Origin of the sequence: Frigoribacterium sp. VKM Ac-1396, assembly GCF_015350895.1 — a bacterium.
Lineage (GTDB): Bacteria > Actinomycetota > Actinomycetes > Actinomycetales > Microbacteriaceae > Frigoribacterium.
Genome location: NZ_JADKSD010000001.1, coordinates 748,500 through 767,999, shown reverse-complemented (window position 1 = coordinate 767,999; position 19,500 = coordinate 748,500). Strand labels below are relative to the sequence as shown.

Here is a 19,500-nt window from a genome sequence, read left to right as displayed (position 1 = left end):
GACCGACCCGGGCCGTTCGCGGAGGTGAGGCCGGGTCGCCCGACGCGGGTGGACGACGACGGCAACTCAGGAGATCGCCGCGTTCGCGGCGCGCAGGCGCCCGAGAGGCGGCGCAACTCCTGAGTTGCCGCCTGGGGCCGAGCCCGGGGTGAGGCCGGACCCGGGGTGAGGCCGAGCCCGGGGGAGGCCGAGCCCGGAGGGAGGCCGGACCCGGGGTGGGGCCGAGCGCGGAGGGAGGTCGGGCCCGGGGTGAGGGCGACACCGAGGTCAGGTCGACACCGGTTTGAGGGCGACCCCGGCCTCAGTGAGCGTGCCGCCCGGAGCGCGCGATCGAGGTCGGCAACTCAGGAGTTCGGCGCGCTCGCAGCACGGAGGCGCCCCAGGGTCTGCAGGACTCCTGAGTTGCCGACGTGGGGACGGGCCCGGCGCAACCGCGGGCCCAGCGCAACCGCGGGCCAGGCCCGACGGCGGACCCGGGGGAGTGTGGGTGCCAGCCAGCACGTCGCCAGACGTCGGCAACCCAGGAGATCGGCGCGCTCGCAGCACTGAGGCGCCCGAGAGGCGGCAGAACTCCTGAGTTGCCGACACCGGAGTCAGGCCCGGGTGGGCTCGGGCGGGAGCGCGGGCTGGGGCGCGCGGGCAGTGGGCACGGGCGTGCGGCAGGGGGGCGCGGCAGGGGCGCGGGGGCAGGGGAGCAGGGGCGCGAGGCGGGGCCGACGAGTGTGGCCGCGCCTCCTGCAGGAGGCGCGGCCACGGTCGTGCGCGGAGGCGAGCGGCTAGAAGTCGAGCGCCTCGGCGATCAGGGCCGTCTGCTGGAGCGCGCTGGCCTTGTTCGACCCGGCGGCCGGCGAGGCCGACGCCGGACGCGAGGCGACGCGGATCTGACGGTCGAGGTGCTTCTGCAACTCGAGCACCACGAACGGCCAGGCGCCCTGGTTCTCGGGCTCTTCTTGTGCCCAGACCAACTCGGCCGACGGGTAGCGGTCGAGCACCTGCCTGATGCGTTCGAGCGGCAGCGGGTAGAGCTGCTCGAAGCGGACCAGGGCGACGTCGTTCTGCACGCCTCGTTTGTCGAGCTCGGTGGCCAGGTCGTAGTGGATCTTGCCGCTGTGCAGCACGACGCGCTTCGTCGACTCGGGCTCGGTGACGCGGGTGCAGTCGAGCACGGGCTCGAAGCGACCCGAGGTGAACGCGTCGACCCCGCTGGTCGCCCCGCGCAGGCGCAGCATGGCCTTCGGGGTGAAGACCACGAGCGGACGACGCGGACGGGCGTAGGCCTGACGACGCAGCAGGTGGAAGTACGACGCCGGTGTCGACGGTCGGGCGATCGTCATGTTGTCTTCGGCGCAGAGCTGCAGGAATCGCTCCATGCGGGCCGACGAGTGGTCGGGGCCCTGACCCTCGTAGCCGTGCGGCAACAGCAGCACGACGCTCGACCGCTGGCCCCACTTCTGCTCGGCCGACGAGATGAACTCGTCGATGACCGTCTGGGCGCCGTTGCTGAAGTCGCCGAACTGGGCCTCCCACAGCACGAGTGCGTCGGCCCGCTCGACCGAGTAGCCGTACTCGAACGCCATCGCGGCGTACTCGCTGAGCAGCGAGTCGTAGATCCAGAGCTTCGCCTGGTTGTCGGCGATGTTCTGCAACGGCAGCCACTCCTGACCGTTCTCGCGGTCGTGCAGCACCGAGTGCCGCTGCACGAAGGTGCCGCGACGGCTGTCTTGCCCGGCGAGTCGGACGGGCGTGCCCTCGGTGAGCAACGAGCCGAAGGCGAGCAGCTCGGCGAAAGCCCAGTCGATGCCGCCGTTGCGGCTCATGTCGACGCGCTTCTTGAGCAGCTGCTGCAGCTTCGGGTGCACCGAGAACCCGGCCGGCGGGTTGTCGTGCGCGTCACCGATGTCGTGCACCAGCTCGGTCGAGACGGCCGTGCTCTCGGGCTCGCCCCGGGCGTCGTCCTGCTGGGCGACGGGTCGCTCGAGGTCGGCGACGTCGCCGTCGTCGCTCGTGACGACGGGGATGGACCCGGTCTGGGCCGCGTGGGTCTCGGCGAAGGCGCGCTCGAGGCGGTCCTGGAAGTCGCGGTGGGCTCCGTCGTACTCGTCTTGCGTGATGTCGCCGCGACCGACCAGGGCCTCGGTGTAGAGGGTGCGCACCGAGCGCTTCTGCTCGATGAGGTTGTACATCAGCGGCTGCGTCATCGAGGGGTCGTCGCCCTCGTTGTGACCGCGACGGCGGTAGCAGACGAGGTCGATGACGATGTCGCGCTTGAACTGCTGACGGTAGGCGAAGGCGAGCTCGGCCACGCGGGCCACGGCCTCGGGGTCGTCGCCGTTGACGTGGAAGATCGGCGCCTGGATCGTCTTGGCCACGTCGGTCGAGTAGACCGAGGTGCGCGACTCGGACGGCGGCGTCGTGAAGCCCACCTGGTTGTTGATGACGACGTGGATCGTGCCGCCGACGCGGTAGCCGCGCAGCTGCGACATCTGCAGGGTCTCGACGACGACGCCCTGGCCGGCCATGGCGGCGTCGCCGTGGATCAGGATCGGCAGCGTGCCGAAGACGCCGGCCGCACCTCGGTCTTGCTTGGCGCGCACGATGCCCTCGAGCACGCCGTCGCCGGCCTCGAGGTGCGACGGGTTCGCGGCGAGGTAGACCGGGATCGTCTCGCCCACGGCGCTCGTGAACTCGCCCTCGGTGCCGAGGTGGTACTTGACGTCGCCCGAGCCCTGCACGGTCTTCGGGTCTTGGGTGCCCTCGAACTCGCGGAAGATCTGGCCGTACGTCTTGCCGGCGATGTTCGTCAACACGTTCAGGCGGCCGCGGTGGGCCATGCCGATCGCGACCTCGTCGAGGCCCTCGCGGGCGGCGTGCTGCATGACCGTGTCGAGCAGCGAGATCGTCGACTCGCCCCCCTCGAGGCTGAAGCGCTTCTGACCGACGTACTTGGTCTGCAGGAAGGTCTCGAAGGCCTCGGCCTCGTTGAGCTTCGCGAGGATGCGCATCTGCTCGTCGTGCGACGGCTTGGTGTACGGCACCTCGAGGTGGTCTTGGATCCACGTGCGCTGCGCCGGGTCTTGGATGTGCATGTACTCGACGCCGATGGTGCGGCAGTACGAGTCGCGCAGGATGCCGAGGATGTCGCGCAGCAGGGCGTGCGTCCGGCCGCCGAGGCCGCCGGTGACGAACTCTCGGTCGAGGTCCCAGAAGGTCAGCCCGTGGCTCTCGATCGCCAGGTCGGGGTGCGTGCGCTGGCGGTACTCGAGCGGGTCGATGTCGGCCATCAGGTGGCCGCGCACGCGGTAGCTGTTGATCAGCTCTTGGACGCGGGCCGTCTTGCTGACGCGCTCGGCCAGGTTGACGTTGATGTCGGCGTTCCAGTGGATCGGCTCGTACGGGATGCGCAGCGCCGCGAAGATGTCCTCGTAGAAGCCGCGCTGCCCGATCAGCAGCTCGTGCACCTTCTTCAGGAACTCGCCCGAGCCGGCACCCTGGATGACCCGGTGGTCGTAGGTGCTGGTGAGCGTGATCGTCTTGCCGATGCCCAGCTCGACGAGCGTCTTCGACGCCGAGCCCTGGAACTCGGCCGGGTAGTCGAGCGCGCCGGCGCCGATGATGGCCCCCGCGCCCTTCATGAGCCGCGGCACGCTGTGCACGGTGCCGATGCCGCCGGGGTTCGTCAGCGAGATCGTGTTGCCCTGGAAGTCGGCCGCGGCGAGCTTGTTGTCGCGGGCCCGCTTCACGATGTCTTCGTAGGCGGTGAGGAACTCGCCGAAGTGCATCTCTTCGGCCTTCTTGATGCCGGGGACGAGCAGGGCCCGGGTGCCGTCGGGCTTCGGGATGTCGATCGCCAGGCCGAGGTTGACGTGCGCGGGGGTCACGACCGACGGCTTGCCGTCGACCTCGTCGTAGAAGACGTTCTGGCTGGGGAACTCTTTCAGGGCCTGCACGAGCGCCCAGCCGATGAGGTGGGTGAACGAGACCTTGCCGCCGCGGGCGCGCTTGAGGTGGTTGTTGATGACGATGCGGTTGTCGATCATCAGCTTCGCCGGGATCGTGCGGACGCTCGTCGCGGTGGGCACGCTCAGGCTGGCGTCCATGTTCGTCGCGAGCGACTTGGCCATGCCGCGCAGCGGGGCGACGACGGCCTCGGCCTCGGGCGTGGGCTGCTCGCCGGGCGTCGCGGGCTTGGCCTTGGCCTTGTCGGGCACCTGGGCCGGGATGGGCTTGGCCGTGGGCTCGACCGAGGTCGTGCGGGCGGCTGCCTTCTGCCCGGCCGGCGCCGCGGCACCGGCAGCCGCAGGTGCGGCGGGGGCGGCAGCGGGCGCAGGAGGCGCGGGTGCGGTCTCGACGGACGGCGCGGCCGGCGAGGTCGGTGCGGCCCCGCCCTCGGCCGGCGTGTAGGCCTCGAGGATCGGCCACCACGACTCGTCGACCGAGTTCTTGTCGACCACCCACTGCTCGTAGAGCTCGTCGACGAGCCATTCGTTGGCCCCGAACTCCGCCGCAGCGCCGTCGTCAGTTGTACCGGTCACGTGGCTTGACACAGCCGATCGCCCACTCTCCGTTGATTGTTGATCAGTGCGGGGGCAGCGACGCCCACCGCGACCAGCTTAAGCGCAAACGGTCGGACCTCGGCGGGACGACTCACAGGGATTACCGTTGACCCATGCGGTTCTACGAGACGACCCCCACGCACGATCTGACCTACTCCGACGTGTTCCTCGTCCCGAGCCGGTCGTCGATCACCAGCCGGCTCGACGTGTCCCTCGCTCCGGGCGACGGCACCGGGGCGACGATCCCGATCGTGTCGGCCAACATGAACTCGGTCACGGGCCCCCGCCTCGCGGCGACCCTGGCCCGTCGCGGCGGCCTCGGCGTGCTGCCGCAAGACATGCACCTGCAAGACCTCGACGCCGCCATCCGCTGGGTCAAGGCCCAACCCGTCGACTACGACACGCCGTACTCGCTCGACGCCGGGCAGACCGTCGAGCAGGCGCTCTCGGTCGTGCCCGCCGTCGAGGGCCACGGCATCGTGCTGCACGACGGCAGCGGCGCCTACCTCGGCTGCATCGCCACCTCGCGCCTCGCCACCGCCCCTCGGGACGCGGTGCTGGGCGACCTGCTGCACGGTGCCCTGACCTCGCTCGACGCCGACGACGTCGACAGTCCGCGCGACGCGTTCGACCGCATGGTCGCGGCCGACATCCACTTCGCGCCCGTGCTGCGCCACGGCCAGGTCGTCGGCACGGTCAGCCGCAAGAGCGCCTTGCGGTCGACCATCTACCGGCCCGCCGTCGACGGTGACGGCCGGTTGCGGGTCGCCGCGGCCGTCGGCATCAACGGCGACGTGGCAGGCAAAGCGAAGGCCCTGGCCGCGGCGGGCGTCGACGTGCTCGTGATCGACACGGCGCACGGCGACCAGGACGGCATGATCCGGGCCGTGCAGACCGTCTCGGGCCTCGACCTCGGCCTGCCGATCGTCGCCGGCAACGTCGTGACCGAAGAGGCCGTCCGGCACCTCGTCGCGGCCGGGGCCTCCATCGTCAAGGTCGGCGTCGGGCCCGGTGCCATGTGCACCACGCGCATGATGACCGCCGTGGGGCGCCCGCAGTTCTCGGCGGTGCTCGAGACGGCCGCCACGGCCCGGGCCCTCGGCGCCCACGTCTGGGCCGACGGTGGCGTCCGCTACCCCCGCGACGTGGCCCTGGCCCTCGCGGCCGGTGCCTCGTCGGTCATGATCGGCTCGTGGTTCGCCGGCACCATCGAGGCCCCGGGCGAGCTGGCGAGCGACGAGCGCGGCCTCTACAAAGAGAGCTGGGGCATGGCCTCGACCAAGGCCGTCCGGGGTCGCTTCGAGCGTCTCGACCCGTACGAGCTCGCCCGCAAGACGCTCTTCGCCGAGGGCATCTCGTCGTCGAAGATCTACCTCGACCCGCTGCGCCCGGGCGTCGAGGACCTGCTCGACATGATCACGTCGGGCGTCCGCAGCTCGTTCACCTACGCCGGGGCGAGGAGCGTCGCCGAGTTCGCCGAGCGAGCCCTCGTCGGCGTGCAGTCGGCGGCGGGCTACGAAGAGGGCAAGGCGCTGCCCGTCAGCTGGTGACGGCCGCCCGGCCCGTGGCCCCGCGGTCGACGCGGGGCCGGGCGAAGTCGCTCCACGGGAACGGTGCCGGTGCCGTAAGATCACCCGTCTATGGATGACCCTCCGTCTCAGACGACCGCACCCTCTCACCATCGCACGCCGCGCCTCCTGACCACGGGCCCCACGGCCGTCGGACGGGGTGACGGCACCCGATGAACGAATGGCTGCTGCTCGCCTTCGGCCTGCTGCTCACCGTGGGCACCGGGCTCTTCGTCGCCAGCGAGTTCTCGCTGGTCAACCTCGACCGCTCCGACCTCGAAGCACGGCAGACGCGGGGTGAGAAGGGGCTCGCGCCCACCATCGGCGCGCTCCGCATCACGTCGACGCACCTGTCGAGCGCCCAGCTCGGCATCACGCTGACCACGTTGCTGACCGGCTACACGATGGAGCCCGCGATCTCGCGGCTCATCTCGCCGCCCCTGACGGCGGTCGGGGTGCCCGAGGGCATCGTCACCGTCGGCGCACCGATCGTGTCGATCGTCGTCGCCACCCTGCTCTCGATGATCGTCGGCGAGCTCGTGCCGAAGAACTTCGCCCTCGCGCTGCCGCTCAAGACCGCCAAGCTCGTCATCCCGTTCCAGGTGCTGTTCACCACGGTGTTCAAGCCCGCCGTCGCCCTGCTCAACAACACCGCCAACGCGGTGCTGCGGGCCATGGGCATCGAGCCGAAAGAAGAGCTGTCGGGGGCCCGCACGGCCGAAGAGCTCTCGTCGCTCGTCCGCCGGTCGGCGACCGAGGGCAGCCTCGACCGCGACACGGCGACCCTGCTGGCGCGGACGCTCGTCTTCAGCGACCACACGGCGTCCGACGTCATGACGCCGAGGCCCCGTCTGTCGACGGTCTCGCGTGGCGACTCGGCCGAGACCGTCCTCGAGCTGGCCCGTCGGACCGGCTACTCGCGGTTCCCGGTGACCGACGACGGCATCGACGACGTCGTGGGCCTCGTCCACGTCAAGCAGGCCGTCTCGGTGCCGCGCGAGAAGCGGGCCGACGTCCCCGTCTCCGCCCTGCTGACCGACGCGGTCCGCGTGCCCGAGACCATGACGCTCGACAACCTGCTCGGCGAGGTGCGCGGTCGCGGCTACCAGATGGCCGTCGTCGTCGACGAGTACGGCGGCACGGCCGGCGTCGTCACCCTCGAAGACCTGATCGAAGAGCTCGTCGGCGAGGTCAGCGACGAGCACGACCGCAGTCGCGTCGACGTCGTGCGGTCGCGCAACTGGCTGACCTTCCCCGGCTTGCTGCGCCCCGACGAGCTGCTCGAGCGGGCCTCGGTCAAGGTGCCGGAGGACGGCCCCTACGAGACCGTCGGCGGCTGGCTGATGAGCGAGCTCGGGCGCCTGCCGAAGGTCGGCGACGTGGTCGAGACCGACGACGGCGGGTTCCGCGTCGAGCGCCTCGACGGGCGTCGCATCGACCGCATCCGCTTCACGCCAACACCCGACGACGTGGCCGAGGTCCCCACGGCCCTGCCGGGGCGTCGCGACGGACGCGACGAGCGCGACCGGTCCGGCCGACGCGACCCGAAGGCGCTGCCCTCGACGGTGCGCACCGGCGTCGAGGACGACCGGCGTGCCGTCCGCACGAAAGAGGTGACCCGATGAGCAGCGACTGGTGGGGCATCGTCTGGCTGGTCGTGCTGCTCGCGGGCAACGCGTTCTTCGTCGCCGCCGAGTTCGCCGTCATCTCGGCCCGCCGCTCGCAGATCGAGCCGAAGGCCGAGGCCGGCAGTCGCGCGGCCAAGACCACGCTCTGGGCCATGGAGCACGCGACGATGATGCTGGCGACGACCCAGCTCGGCATCACCATCTGTTCGCTGCTGATCCTCAACGTGTCCGAGCCGTCGATCCACCACCTGCTCGAGGGCCCGCTCGGCTGGACCGGGCTCAGCCCCGAGCTGGTCGGCGTCGTCGGCTTCGTCATCACGCTGGTGCTCGTGTCGTTCTTGCACGTCGTGTTCGGCGAGATGGTGCCGAAGAACATCTCGTTCTCGCTGCCCGACCGCGCGGCCTTGCTGCTGGCACCGCCGCTCGTCGCGATCGCCCGTGTGCTGCACGTGGTCGTGCTGGCCCTCAACCACTCGGCCAACGCCGTGCTGCGGGCCTTCAAGGTCGAGCCGAAGGACGAGGCGACGAGCGCCTACACGGTCGACGAGGTCGCGACGATCGTGGCGCAGTCGCAGCGTGAGGGCATGCTCACCGACGCCACGGGCACGGTGCGTGCGGCGTTCGAGTTCACCGAGAAGACCGTCGCGCAGACGGCCGTCCCGATGGCCGAGCTCGTCACGCTGCCCGAGGACGCCACCCCGCACGACGTCGAGCGGGCCGTCGCCCAACGCGGCTTCTCGCGGTACGTGCTGGTCGACGACGACGGCGACCCCACGGGCTACCTGCACCTGAAGGACGTCATCGACCTCGACGAGGACGAGTTCGCCGACCCGGTCCCGCCGAAGCGCATCCGCCAGCTGATCTCTATCTTCCAGGGCACCGAGCTCGAGGACGCCCTGGCCACCATGCGTCGCAGCGGCGTGCACGTGGCACGCTCGTTCGACGAGTCCGGGGCTACGCGCGGCGTGTTGTTCCTCGAAGACATCCTCGAGGAGCTCATCGGCGAGGTGCAGGACGCGACCCGGCGTCGCTGAGCGAGCCTGCACGGACGACGCGACCCGCGCCTCCCGACCCGTGGGGGCGAGGAGGCGCGGGTCGCGTCGTCGAGGGGGCGTCCGGCCGCTCAGCGCACGCGGAAGGGCGCCCGCAGGTACTGCGACGGCGTGTAGTCGAGCTCGACCCCGAGCTCGGCCGCGGCGCGCAACGGGAAGTGCGGGTCGCGGAGGAACTCCCGAGCCATAAGGACGACGTCGGCGCGGCCGCTGGCGACGACCTCGTTCGCCTGCTCGGCCCCGACGATGAGCCCGACGGCGCCGGTCTCGACACGGCCCTGGTTGCGGACGTGCTCGGCGAAGCGCACCTGGTAGCCGAGGCCCACCGGGATGCTCACGCCGGCGACGAGGCCGCCGGTCGAGATGTCGAACAGGTCGGCGCCGGCCTCGCTCGCCCAGGCGGCGACGGTGGCGGTGTCGTCCTCGTTCCAGCCGCCGTCGGCCCAGTCGGTCGCCGAGAAGCGGACGAGCAGCGGGTACTCGTCGCCGACCTCGGCCCGGACGGCCGCGACGACCTCGAGCAGGAACCGCGCACGGTTGTCGAGCGATCCGCCGTACTGGTCGTCGCGTCGGTTGCTGAGCGGCGACAGGAACTGGTGCAGCAGGTAGCCGTGGGCCGCGTGCAGCTCGATCAGTTCGAAGCCGGCGTCGATCGAGCGGCGCGCCGCGACGCGGAACGCCTCGACCAGGCCGCCGACCGCCTCGGTGGTCAGGGCCACCGGCTCGTCGTAGCCCTCGAAGGCGACGGCCGAGGGGGCGACGGTGGTCCAGCCGCCCTGGTCGGCGGGCACGGTGCCCTGCGTCTCGCTCCACGGGCGGAAGGTCGACGCCTTGCGACCGGCGTGGGCCAGCTGCACGCCGGGCACCGAGCCCTGCGAGCGGATGAAGGCGGTGATCGGGCGGAACGCCTCGACCTGCGCGTCGTTCCAGAGGCCGAGGTCTTGCGGCGAGATGCGGCCCTCGGGCGTGACCGACGTGGCCTCGGCGATGACGGCACCCGCGCCTCCTCGGGCGAGCGAGCCCAGGTGCACGAGGTGCCAGTCGGTGGGGACGCCGTCCTCGAGCTCGGCCGAGTACTGGCACATGGGCGCGACCCAGAGCCGGTTGCGGAAGCCCTGGCCGCGCAGGGTGATCGGGTCGAAGAGGCCGACGGGCGGGTCGGCGGGGGACGTGGGGGCGGGCGCCGTCTGTGCTGCGTTCGTCACGAGGGGTCATCGCCTTTCGGTGGGGAGGGCGGCGAGGCCTCCGACGAAGCGTCGGAGGGGCTCGGGCCCGGTGAACAGGTGCCCGGTGATGCCGAGCGCCTGGGCGGTCTCGACGTCGTCGGACCTGTCGTACTCGAACACCGGTCGGCCGGCGGTTGTTCCGCGGCCGGGGAGGGAGATGCTCGTCGGCCCACCGTATCGGCGGGCACGGCCGGCCCGGGGCCGACTACCGTCGGGGCGTGACCTCCGACGCGCGCTTCACCGAATGGACCCCGTCCGACGCCGCGGACGGCATCGCCGTCCCGGCCCCCGACGACGACAAGTACAGCCGGGGCGTGCTCGGCGTCGTGACCGGCTCGAGCGCGTACCCGGGTGCCGCGGTGCTCGGCGTCGAGGCGGCGCTCCACACGGGCGTCGGCATGCTGCGGTACCTCGGCCCCTCGCGGGCCTCGGACTTCGTGCTGAACCGTCGGCCCGAGGCCGTCACGAATCCCGGCCGGGTGCAGGCGTGGCTGCTCGGCTCGGGGGTCGACCCGGACCACCTCGACGACGAGACGCGGGACGGGTTCGCGACCGGCGCCTCCTCGGGGTTGCCGCTCGTGCTCGACGCGGGCGCCCTGTCGCTCCGCGAACGGGCGACCGGGCCCGTCGTCGTGACACCGCACTTCCGCGAGCTGGCCAGGGCAACGGGGTGCGAGGTCGACGACGTCGCGGCCGACCCGGCCGACGCCGCCGAACGCGCCGCGGGGGAGTGGGGCTGCACCGTGCTCGTCAAGGGGCACCGCACCCATGTTGCGTCCCCCGGTGGCACCCGCCTGGTCGCCGCCAGCGCCCCGTCGTGGCTCGCGACGGCCGGCGCCGGCGACGCACTCGGCGGGGTGCTGGGCGCCCTGGTCGCCACCCACCACGACGAGATCGCCGCGGACGAGGAGGCGCTGGCCCGCCTGGCCGCGACGGCTGCGGTCGTCCACGGCCTCGCGGCGTCACGGGCCGGCGACGGCGGACCGTTCACCGTGCTCGGCCTCGTCGACGCGCTGCCCGCGACGATCGCCGAGTTGCTGCGCCGGAGCTGACCTCGAGGGCCGGCCTTCGAGGCCCGGCCCTCGCGGCCCGGCCGTTGCGGCCCGGTGGTTGCGGCCCGGTCGGGCGCGCGCCGGCCCGTTCGTGGAGCGACGCCCGGTCGGCCGAGCGTGGACGCTCAGGAGGCGGGGGTCGCCGCCACGAGGAACTCGACCGTGCCCTGGTCTTCGACGCTGACGAAGCCGAGGTCGGGGGCCTCGACGCCGTAGTCCGAGAACGTCACGGGGATCGAGCCGCTCACCTGCACGCCGTCGCCCGAGAGGGCGGCCTGAAGGGGCACGCTCACGGTCTTGGTGACGCCGTGCATGGTCAGCTCGCCGGTCGCGTCAACGCTCGCCACCTCGCCGTCGGACGGCACGGCCGCTTCGATCGGCTCGGTGAGCGTGAAGGTGGCGGTGGGGAACCGGTTCACCTGCATGGCGGTGCCCCGGAAGTAGTCGTCGCGGTTGCCGCTGTCGGTCGCGATCGAGGCCACGTCGACGTCGATGGTCGCGGCCGTGATGCTGGTGCCGTCGACGGTGATGGTGCCCGAGACCTGGTCGGTGCTGCCGACCACCGTGACGTCGGTGCCGTTCAGCACCTCGTCGACGCGGTAGCCGGCCGTGCTGCCGTCGCCGATGCTCCAGTCGCCGGTGAGCTGGCTGGCGTCGAGTGTGCTCGACCCGGGGGTGAGGGCGGCGGTGGGGGCCGCCTCGGGCTCGCCCACGACGAGGTCGCGGTAGATGACCGGCCCGGCGAAGGCGGCGGTGACCCCCAGCACGACGACGACGGCTGCGGCGACGCCCAGCCCGATCTTGGTGTTCTTCTTCATGATGGTCGTCCTTCGGAGGGGTCGGCGTGACGCGCGGCGAGTCCACGGGGCTTTGACGATGGTGACGCGTCACCCTCGCAAAGGCCTGGGAGGCGCGGGTGAAGACGGTGGGCGCCGGTGCCTCGGCCCGTCGCCGCGTCGTCGCGCCGGTGCCTCGGCGCATCGGCGCATCGGCGCGACGGTGCGTCCGCTGGTCAGGGCGCGGTGAAGCGGGTGAGGAACTCGCGGGTGCGGGGCTCGCGCGGCGACGTGAAGAGCTGGGCGGGCGGCCCCTGCTCGGCGATCCGGCCCCGGTCGAGGAACACGACGCGGTCGGCGACGTCGCGGGCGAACGCCATCTCGTGGGTCGCCATGAGGATCGTCGTGCCCACCTCTTTCAGCGTGCGCACGAGGTCGAGCACCTCGCCGACCAGCTCGGGGTCGAGCGCGCTCGTGATCTCGTCGAGCAGCAGCACGGTCGGCCGGGGGGCGAGGGCGCGGGCGATGGCGACGCGCTGTTGCTGCCCGCCCGACAGGCGGTCGGGGTAGGCGCCGGCCTTGTCGCCGAGCCCCACCCGGGTCAGCACCTCGAGGGCACGTTCGTTCGCCGCCGCCTTCGTCTGGCGCAGCACGTGGCGGCTGGCCAGGGCGACGTTGTCGAGCACCGTCAGGTGCGGGAAGAGGTTGAAGTGCTGGAACACCACGCCGATGCGGGCCCGCACGGCGTCGACGCGCACCCGGGGGTCGCTGATGTCGTCCCCGCCGAGCACGATGCGGCCGTCGTCGATCTGCTCGAGCAGGTTCACGGTGCGCAGCAGCGTCGACTTGCCCGAGCCGCTGGCGCCGATGAGGGCGACGACCTCGTCTCGGGCGACGTCGAGGTCGATGCCGTCGAGCACGACGGCGTCGCCGAACGACTTGCGGACGCCCTCGAGGCGCAGCACCGTCTCGGGCAGGCCGGTGTCGGGAGTGACGGGCACCGCGCCTCCTCGGGTGGGGTCGGCGGTGGTCATACGACGCTGCCCGCCTGCTCACGACGACGGAGGCGCGCCGACAGCCAGTCGGTCAGCCAGATGGTCGGCAGGGCCAGCAGCACGAAGAGCAGGCCGGCGAGGACGTAGGGCGTGAAGTTCGCCGCGGTGGCGGTCTCGATCTGCGCCGCGCGCACGGCGTCGACGGCGCCGAGCACCGAGATGAGGCCCACGTCCTTCTGCATCGAGACGAAGTCGTTCATCAGGGCGGGGGTCACCTTGCGGAGGGCCTGGGGGAAGACCACGAGACGCAGGGTCTTGGCGTGGCTGAGGCCGAGCGAGCGGGCGGCGAGGCGCTGCGAGGGGTGGACGGCGTCGATGCCGGCGCGGATGACCTCTGACACGTAGGCCGAGTAGGTGAGGATCAACGCGATCGTGCCCCAGAACTCGGCGGGCAGTCGCGGGATGCCGAGGCCGAGCCCCGGCACGCCGAAACCGACCAGGTACAGCACGATGATCAGCGGCATGCCCCGGAAGAGGTCGGTGTAGCCGCGGACGAGGGCCCGCACCGGGAAGAACACGGGCCCGCGCAGGGTGCGCAACGCCGACAGCGCGGTGCTGACGACCGCCACGCCGATCGCGGCCACGACCAGCACGCGCACGTTGAGCCACAGGCCCTCGACCACCCGGGGCCACGCCGAGGCGAACGTGGCACCGTCGAAGAAGCTGAACTGCACCCGCGACCAGCCGGGTGTGCTGGTGATCGCCCACCACGCGAGCGCGGCGAAGGCGATCGTGCTGACGGCGGCGATCACGACCGACCGCGTCGACTGCCGACGACGGAAGGCCCGCCGGCCCAGTTCGAGGTCGCTGACCGCCCCGGGGGAGTCGGCGACCGTGCGAGGCGCTACGACAGCTCTTTCACGTCGTAGTCGGCCAGCCACTGCTTCTGCAGTTCGGCGAGCGTGCCGTCGGTCGTCAGGTCGTCGACGGCCGTGGTGACGTCGGCGGTCAACGAGCTGCCGAGCGGCAGGACGATGCCGAGCTGGTCGCTCGCCCCGTCGGTCGCGGGCAGCTGGCCGAGCACGACGCCGCCCTCGACGAAGTAGGTGGCGGTCGGGACGTCGAGCACGATGGCGTCGACCTGGCCGGCCTCGAGGGCGGCCTTGGCGTCGTCGTTCGAGTTGTAGGCCTGGACGCCACCGTCGGGGTCGATGGCGGTCTCGGCGGCGGTGAAGCTCGTCGTGCCGCTCTGGGCGCCGATGGCGAGACCCGTCAGGTCGGCGATCGACGTCGCGTCGGCCGCGGCCGTGCCGGGCAGGGTGACGACCGCCTGGCGCGTCTCGTAGTAGGCGGGGGAGAAGTCGACGGCCTTCTTGCGCTGATCGGTGATCGAGAACTGCTGGAGGTTCAGGTCGAACGTCTTGGGGCCGGGAGCGATGGCCTCGTCGAAGGTCGTCCGCACCCAGACGACGTCGGAGTCGTCGTAGCCGAGCTTCTCGGCGACCGCGTAGGCGACGGCGGCCTCGTAACCCTTGCCGGACGAGGGGTCGTCGTCTTCGACCCAGGGGCTGTAGGCGGGCTCGCCCGTGGCGACCGTGAGCTTGCCGTCGGTCACCGGGCCGACGGCCGCCCCGTCGGCACCCGAGCCCCCGTCGGACGAGCAGGCGGCGAGCGACCCGGCCAGCACGAGGGCGGCGGCGGTCGCGACGAGTCGGAGGGAGGCGGGTCTGCGCATGAGTGGGATCGTAGCGGCGACCGCCGACGTCGGCCGACGCATGACGCCCGGTGTCGGGACCGGCGGCTAGCCTGTGGGCATGCCGACCTCCGTGCCCCGACCGTCGGCGGACCCCGGAACACCGGTCGCACCCGACGCCCGGGCGTCGAGTCCCCGTCCGGTGGCGGACGGCCGCGCTGCGGTCGTCGACCGGGTGAGGTCGCTCGCGGCGTCACCCGTCGTGCTCGGCATCGCCTTCGTGCTCGTGCACGCGTGGCTCGTCCGGCTCGACCTCGTCGGCGGCAACCGCACCCTGGGCGACGTCGACGTCGTCTACCGCACCTGGATGCAACAGGGCGTCGGGGGTGGCGACTGGGTGGGCGTCGACCGTCCCTGGGTCTACCCACTGCTCGCCGCCGTGCCGATGCTGATCGCCCGCCTCGGCGGCGACGCGGGGTACGGGGCGGTCTGGCTCGTGCTGGTGTCGCTGCTGAACGCCGGCGCCTTCGCGGTGCTCCTGGCCCGGCGGCGGCCCGGCTCGGCGGTCGCGGCCTGGTGGTGGCTGGCGTTCCTCGTCGCCCTCGGGCCGATCGCCCTCGGCCGCATCGACGCCGTCACGGTCGCGATCGCGCTGGTGGGACTGCTGCTCGTCTCGACCCGACCCTCGCTGGCGTCCGCCCTGCTCACGATCGCGGCCTGGGTCAAGGTCTGGCCCGCCGCCCTCGTGGTGGTCGCCGTCCTGGCCGTGCGTCGACGGGTCGAGGTCGTCGTGGCCGCCGCGGTCACGAGTGCGGTCGTGGTCTCCGTCTCGCTCGTGCTCGGCAGCGGGTGGAACGTGGTCGGCTTCGTCGGTCAGCAGGCCGGTCGCGGTCTGCAGGTCGAGTCGCCGGCGGCCGTGATGTGGCTCTGGCGTGCCGCCGCGGGCGTCCCCGGCACCTTCGTCTACTACGACCGGCAGATCCTCACCTACCAGATCGCCGGCGACGGGGTCGGCTTCGCCGCGAAGGCGATGAGCGTCGTCATGGCCGCGGTCGTGCTGGGCGTCGTGCTGCTGGGCCTGCGGGCGGTGCGCCGCGGGGTGACGGCCACGCGCCTCCTCGGCCCGTTGTCGCTGGCCGTGGTGGTGGCGCTCGTCGTGACCAACAAGGTCGGGTCGCCCCAGTTCGTCGCGTGGCTCGCCGTGCCCGTCGTCGTCGGGCTCGTGCTCGCCCGCTCGGGCGGGCCGAGGTTCGTCGTGCCGGCCGTGCTCGCCGTGGTCGTCGCGGGGCTGACCCAGGTCGTCTACCCGTTCGCGTACGACGCCCTGCTCGCCGCCCGGCCCGATCTCGTGACCGTGGTCACCGTCCGGGCCGTGCTCGAGCTGGCACTGCTGGCCTGGGCCGTGGTCACCCTCTGGCGTGTCCGGCCCGACGACGCGAGGATGGACGCATGATCGTCGCGTTCTCCGTCTCGCCCAGTGGTGCCGCCCCCGACGGCGGGCCGTCCGCCGGTTCCGAGCCCGACTCGGTCCACTCGGCGGTCGCCGCCGCCGTCGCCGTCGTGCGCGCCTCGGGGTTGCCCAACCACACCTCGTCGATGTTCACCGAGATCGAGGGCGAGTGGGACGAGGTGATGGCCGTCGTCAAGGCGGCCACCGAGGCGGTCGGGGCCTACGGGTCGCGCGTGTCGCTCGTGCTCAAGGCCGACATCCGGCCGGGCCGCACCGGCGAGTTGACCGGCAAGGTCGAGCGGCTCGAGGCGGCGCTCGGCGACGCCTGAGGCTGCGACCGGTGTCCGTGGACGGCCGGAAGGTCGAGCTGCGGACCGTCGTCGCGCCCGCCCGCGGGTGACGGGGGATCCACCCGTCCGGGGGGCGTCCGCGCGGGCACGATGACTGCAGGGCGCCTCTCGATCGCGCCTCCCGGCAAAGGAGCCCCCGTGAAGCGTCCCTCTCTCACCCTGCTCGGGGTGACGGCCCTTGCCGTCCTCGCGGCGACCATCACCCCTCTCGCGTCGGCGTCGACGCCGGCGTCCGCCGCGACGGGCACGGCGGTGCTCAGCGTCTCGAGCACCAACGACCCCGGCTACCCCGCCGGCCGTCAGCACGCAGCCGTCGGACGGTCCGTGACGATCGGCGTCGCGACGCTCAGCCGCGGCATCACCGTGGTCGGCCCGGAGAGCAGGTCGGGTGCGGGTGACGGCATCCGGGTCACCGTCGAGCCGCCGCAGGGCAAGGCTCTCGCGGTGGGTCGGTACGGCGTCGACTCCCGTTCGCAGGACCCCACCCTCGCCCGTGCCGAACTGACGGTCGGCAGCGTGAGCCAGTCGTTCGTCGGGGACGTCGAGGTCCTCGACCTCGCCGCGGACGCCTCGGGCGCGCTGACGCGCTTCGACCTCGTCTTCCGCAACGGGACGGCGACCCCGTCGTACGCCTTCTTCGGTCAGCTGCGCTTCGGCCAGCCGGGCGACACGGGGGCGGTGCCCAGCGCCACGACGATCCAGTACCCGGACACCCCGATCGGCTCGGTCCCGATCACCACGACCGAGACCATCGTCAACACCGGCTCGACGCCCGTCGCCGTCGGTGCGGCGACCGTGACGTCGGGGGACTTCCCGATCACGGCCGACCGGTGCAGCCGGACGACCCTGGCCGCCGGCGCGAAGTGCACGTTCACCATCGGCTTCACGCCCACCAAGGCGGGTCCGCGCACGGGCGTGGTCTCGATCCCCGCCGGCGGGGTCACCAGGCGCATCTCGGTCGCGGGTTCGGCACCCCTCGGCACGACGGGCATCACCTACCGGGGTGACGACTACGTGTCGGGCGGAACCACCCACGCGTTCCCGGACGGTTCGTTCGCGACGGTCGTCGGCCGCAGTTCGTCCGACGGGTACGCGTTCGTCCCGACCCGTCCCTACGGGCTCGACTCGGGTGCCGACACGACCCGGGTCGAAGTGGTCCGCTACGGTGGCGGGCCTCTGCAGGTGGGCACCTTCGACACGAGCGAGGCCACCGGTCCGGCCGAGGGGTCGACCGCGAAGTACGGCCTCTCGGTCACCGGCTCGGGTCGCGGCTGCGGGTCGTATACGGGTCGTCTGACGGTGTCGTCGTTCGCGGTGGACTCCACGGGAGCCCTCACCTCGGCGCGCCTGTCGTGGTCGCTGCGCTGCACCTTCACCCCCGGCACCATGACCGGCTCGCTCACCTGGCGTGACCGGTCGGACAAGACCGCACCCGCGGCCGTCACCTCGCTCGCGGTGACCACCGCGTCGAGCACCCGCACGGCCTCGTGGCGGGTATCGACCTCGTCGGACGCCGTCGGCACCGTCGTGCGACTCGTGCCGGGTGCCGGCGTCGGCGCCCTTCCGACGAGCGGACTGCCCGTGACGTCGACCGGGGCGACGTCGGCCACCCTGCCCGCCCTCACCTCGGGTCGGCAGTACACGCTGATCGCCTGGTCGGTCGACTCGTCGGGCAACGTCGGGGCGCGGACGGCGACCTCGCTGAAGGGCTGACGAAAGGGGGAGCGCCCCGGCCCGGTCGTTGCGGGGAGGCGGATCGAATCGATACGATGTCGTGGTAGCACCCACTGTCGCGCACCTCTCAACGGCGAGTCCAGGTCGAACAGCCCCCTCGATCGACCCCAACGCAAGGCTCCCTCGTGACCCACCTCTCCCGCCGTCGTCGCACGGCCGCCCTCATCGCCCTCGCCCTGGGCGGGTTCGGCATCGGCTCGACCGAGTTCGTGGCCATGGGCCTGCTGCCGAACATGGCGGGCGACCTGCTGCCCGATCTCTACGCCCGATCGGCCGACGCGGGCATCGCGCAGGCCGGCTGGCTGATCAGCGCGTACGCCCTCGGCGTCGTCGTCGGGGCGCCCACGATCGCCGCGATGTCGTCGCACTTCCCGAAGAAGAAGCTGCTGCTGGCCCTGCTCGCTGCCTTCACGGTCGGCACGATCGCCTCGGCCCTGCTGCCCTCGTTCGGCTGGGTGCTGGCCGCGCGCTTCGCCGCGGGCCTGCCGCACGGCGCGTACTTCGGCATCGCGTCGATCGTCGCCGCGTCGATCATGGGGCCCGGCAACCGGGGCAAGGGCGTCGCGCTCGTGCTCAGCGGCCTGACGATCGCGAACGTCATCGGCGTGCCCTCGATCACCTGGCTCGGCCAGCAGTCCGGCTGGCGCGTCGCCTACCTCGCCGTCGCGCTGATCTTCGCCCTCACCTTCGCCGCCGTCGCCCTCGCCGTGCCGCACCAGGACGGTGACGCGTCCGCGTCGATGAAGCGCGAGCTGCGGGCGTTCACGCAGCCGCAGGTCTGGCTGGTCATGGGCATCGGCGCCATCGGCTTCGGCGGGTTCTTCGCGGTCTACAGCTACATCGCCAACGCGGTCACCGAGGGCGCGGGCGTCGCCCAGGGCGTCGTGCCCTGGGTGCTCGTCACGGTCGGCGTCGGCATGACCATCGGCAACCTGCTCGGCGGTTGGCTGGCCGACCGCTCGCTCAAGCTCGCCATGTACCTCGGCTTCATCGGCCTCATCGCCGCCCTGTCGGCGTACGCGCTCACCTCGAGCTCGATCGTCGGCATCTTCGTCAGCACGTTCTTCGTCGGCCTCGTCGGGTCGAGCGTCGGCCCGTCGGTGCAGTCCCGCCTGATGGAGGTCGCGGGCGAGAGCCAGGTCATCGGCGCCGCGCTCAACCACTCGGCGATGAACCTCGGCAACAGCTTCGGCGCCTACCTCGGCGGCGCGGTCATCGCGGCCGGGCTGGGCTTCTCCGCCCCGGGGTGGGTCGGCGTCGTGCTCGCCCTCGCCGGCGTCGTCCTCACCACGATCAGCTTCGCCATGCAGCGCGTCGACGACAAGCGCGGGGGCAGCCGGGCCACGGTCACCCAGCGCGAGTCGGTCTCGGCGTAGACGCCGTCGGGAGCCGCTCGCGCCTCCCGGGCAGGACTCCCTCGAGG

General features: G+C 72.3%; 15 protein-coding genes. 8 read left to right on the top strand and 7 right to left on the bottom strand.

What is annotated here, in order from left to right:
• Nucleotides 1–776: 776 nt before the first annotated feature.
• A complete protein-coding gene (locus ITJ55_RS03590; RefSeq protein ID WP_194594107.1) occupies nt 777–4,544 on the bottom strand; it encodes a multifunctional oxoglutarate decarboxylase/oxoglutarate dehydrogenase thiamine pyrophosphate-binding subunit/dihydrolipoyllysine-residue succinyltransferase subunit in 3,768 nt (1,255 codons plus the stop codon).
• 122 nt (nt 4,545–4,666) lie between these two features.
• On the opposite strand from ITJ55_RS03590, the gene ITJ55_RS03585 reads away from it, so the two are divergent.
• The 3 genes from ITJ55_RS03585 to ITJ55_RS03575 all read left to right on the top strand — a co-directional run bounded on the left by ITJ55_RS03585 (nt 4,667) and on the right by ITJ55_RS03575 (nt 8,783).
• Nucleotides 4,667–6,103 (top strand): GuaB1 family IMP dehydrogenase-related protein, encoded by a 1,437-nt coding sequence (locus tag ITJ55_RS03585; protein ID WP_056257156.1) that lies wholly within the window; start codon nt 4,667–4,669, stop codon nt 6,101–6,103.
• 191 nt (nt 6,104–6,294) lie between these two features.
• Nucleotides 6,295–7,746 carry a hemolysin family protein gene (locus tag ITJ55_RS03580; protein WP_194594106.1) on the top strand — a complete coding sequence of 484 codons (1,452 nt, stop codon included), beginning with the start codon at nt 6,295–6,297 and terminating at the stop codon, nt 7,744–7,746.
• Nucleotides 7,743–8,783 carry a hemolysin family protein gene (locus tag ITJ55_RS03575; protein WP_194594105.1) on the top strand — a complete coding sequence of 347 codons (1,041 nt, stop codon included), beginning with the start codon at nt 7,743–7,745 and terminating at the stop codon, nt 8,781–8,783. The genes ITJ55_RS03580 and ITJ55_RS03575 overlap by 4 nt, the downstream gene beginning before the upstream one ends.
• A gap of 89 nt (nt 8,784–8,872) precedes the next feature.
• Here ITJ55_RS03575 and ITJ55_RS03570 read toward each other — a convergent pair whose 3' ends face one another.
• Together ITJ55_RS03570 and ITJ55_RS16180 are read right to left on the bottom strand one after the other, a co-directional pair.
• Nucleotides 8,873–10,006, bottom strand: a complete 1,134-nt coding sequence (locus ITJ55_RS03570) for an NADH:flavin oxidoreductase/NADH oxidase (protein ID WP_194594104.1) — start codon at nt 10,004–10,006, stop codon at nt 8,873–8,875.
• Between the two features lie 6 nt (nt 10,007–10,012).
• Nucleotides 10,013–10,147 (bottom strand): hypothetical protein, encoded by a 135-nt coding sequence (locus ITJ55_RS16180; RefSeq protein ID WP_255521207.1) that lies wholly within the window; start codon nt 10,145–10,147, stop codon nt 10,013–10,015.
• Nucleotides 10,148–10,245: 98 nt separating this feature from the next.
• Between ITJ55_RS16180 and ITJ55_RS03565 the strand changes: the two genes are divergently transcribed.
• Entirely contained in the window at nt 10,246–11,079 is an 834-nt protein-coding gene (locus tag ITJ55_RS03565; protein ID WP_194594103.1) for an ADP/ATP-dependent (S)-NAD(P)H-hydrate dehydratase, read from the top strand.
• A gap of 125 nt (nt 11,080–11,204) precedes the next feature.
• Here ITJ55_RS03565 and ITJ55_RS03560 read toward each other — a convergent pair whose 3' ends face one another.
• The 4 genes from ITJ55_RS03560 to ITJ55_RS03545 all read right to left on the bottom strand — a co-directional run bounded on the left by ITJ55_RS03560 (nt 11,205) and on the right by ITJ55_RS03545 (nt 14,585).
• Entirely contained in the window at nt 11,205–11,897 is a 693-nt protein-coding gene (locus tag ITJ55_RS03560) for a YceI family protein (RefSeq protein ID WP_194594102.1), read from the bottom strand.
• A 194-nt stretch (nt 11,898–12,091) separates the two neighbouring features.
• Nucleotides 12,092–12,889, bottom strand: coding sequence for an amino acid ABC transporter ATP-binding protein (locus ITJ55_RS03555; protein ID WP_194594101.1), 798 nt, complete (start codon nt 12,887–12,889; stop codon nt 12,092–12,094).
• Complete coding sequence (locus ITJ55_RS03550) at nt 12,886–13,662, bottom strand: amino acid ABC transporter permease (RefSeq protein WP_370544000.1); 777 nt, start codon at nt 13,660–13,662, stop codon at nt 12,886–12,888. The genes ITJ55_RS03555 and ITJ55_RS03550 overlap by 4 nt, the downstream gene beginning before the upstream one ends.
• A 92-nt stretch (nt 13,663–13,754) precedes the next feature.
• Nucleotides 13,755–14,585: an ABC transporter substrate-binding protein gene (locus tag ITJ55_RS03545; protein WP_194594099.1), complete on the bottom strand. Its 831-nt coding sequence runs from the start codon at nt 14,583–14,585 to the stop codon at nt 13,755–13,757.
• Between the two features lie 79 nt (nt 14,586–14,664).
• Between ITJ55_RS03545 and ITJ55_RS03540 the strand changes: the two genes are divergently transcribed.
• The 4 genes from ITJ55_RS03540 to ITJ55_RS03525 all read left to right on the top strand — a co-directional run bounded on the left by ITJ55_RS03540 (nt 14,665) and on the right by ITJ55_RS03525 (nt 19,453).
• Nucleotides 14,665–15,996, top strand: coding sequence for a glycosyltransferase 87 family protein (locus ITJ55_RS03540; RefSeq protein WP_194594098.1), 1,332 nt, complete (start codon nt 14,665–14,667; stop codon nt 15,994–15,996).
• On the top strand, nt 15,993–16,322 hold the full coding sequence (locus tag ITJ55_RS03535; RefSeq protein WP_194594097.1) for a thiamine-binding protein: 330 nt from the start codon (nt 15,993–15,995) through the stop codon (nt 16,320–16,322). The genes ITJ55_RS03540 and ITJ55_RS03535 overlap by 4 nt, the downstream gene beginning before the upstream one ends.
• Before the next feature lie 159 nt (nt 16,323–16,481).
• Nucleotides 16,482–18,056: a hypothetical protein gene (locus tag ITJ55_RS03530; protein WP_194594096.1), complete on the top strand. Its 1,575-nt coding sequence runs from the start codon at nt 16,482–16,484 to the stop codon at nt 18,054–18,056.
• A 146-nt stretch (nt 18,057–18,202) separates the two neighbouring features.
• Nucleotides 18,203–19,453: an MFS transporter gene (locus ITJ55_RS03525; RefSeq protein WP_194594095.1), complete on the top strand. Its 1,251-nt coding sequence runs from the start codon at nt 18,203–18,205 to the stop codon at nt 19,451–19,453.
• Nucleotides 19,454–19,500: the final 47 nt, after the last annotated feature.

Excerpts from the sequence above, each read along its gene's own strand:
- ITJ55_RS03535 (WP_194594097.1), top strand. The coding sequence starts at position 15,993 with ATGATCGTCGCGTTCTCCGTCTCGCCCAGTGGTGCCGCCCCCGACGGC.
- ITJ55_RS03560 (WP_194594102.1), bottom strand. The coding sequence starts at position 11,897 with ATGAAGAAGAACACCAAGATCGGGCTGGGCGTCGCCGCAGCCGTCGTC.
- ITJ55_RS03555 (WP_194594101.1), bottom strand. The coding sequence starts at position 12,889 with ATGACCACCGCCGACCCCACCCGAGGAGGCGCGGTGCCCGTCACTCCC.
- ITJ55_RS03585 (WP_056257156.1), top strand. The coding sequence starts at position 4,667 with ATGCGGTTCTACGAGACGACCCCCACGCACGATCTGACCTACTCCGAC.
- ITJ55_RS03545 (WP_194594099.1), bottom strand. The coding sequence starts at position 14,585 with ATGCGCAGACCCGCCTCCCTCCGACTCGTCGCGACCGCCGCCGCCCTC.
- ITJ55_RS03580 (WP_194594106.1), top strand. The coding sequence starts at position 6,295 with ATGAACGAATGGCTGCTGCTCGCCTTCGGCCTGCTGCTCACCGTGGGC.
- ITJ55_RS03540 (WP_194594098.1), top strand. The coding sequence starts at position 14,665 with ATGCCGACCTCCGTGCCCCGACCGTCGGCGGACCCCGGAACACCGGTC.
- ITJ55_RS03575 (WP_194594105.1), top strand. The coding sequence starts at position 7,743 with ATGAGCAGCGACTGGTGGGGCATCGTCTGGCTGGTCGTGCTGCTCGCG.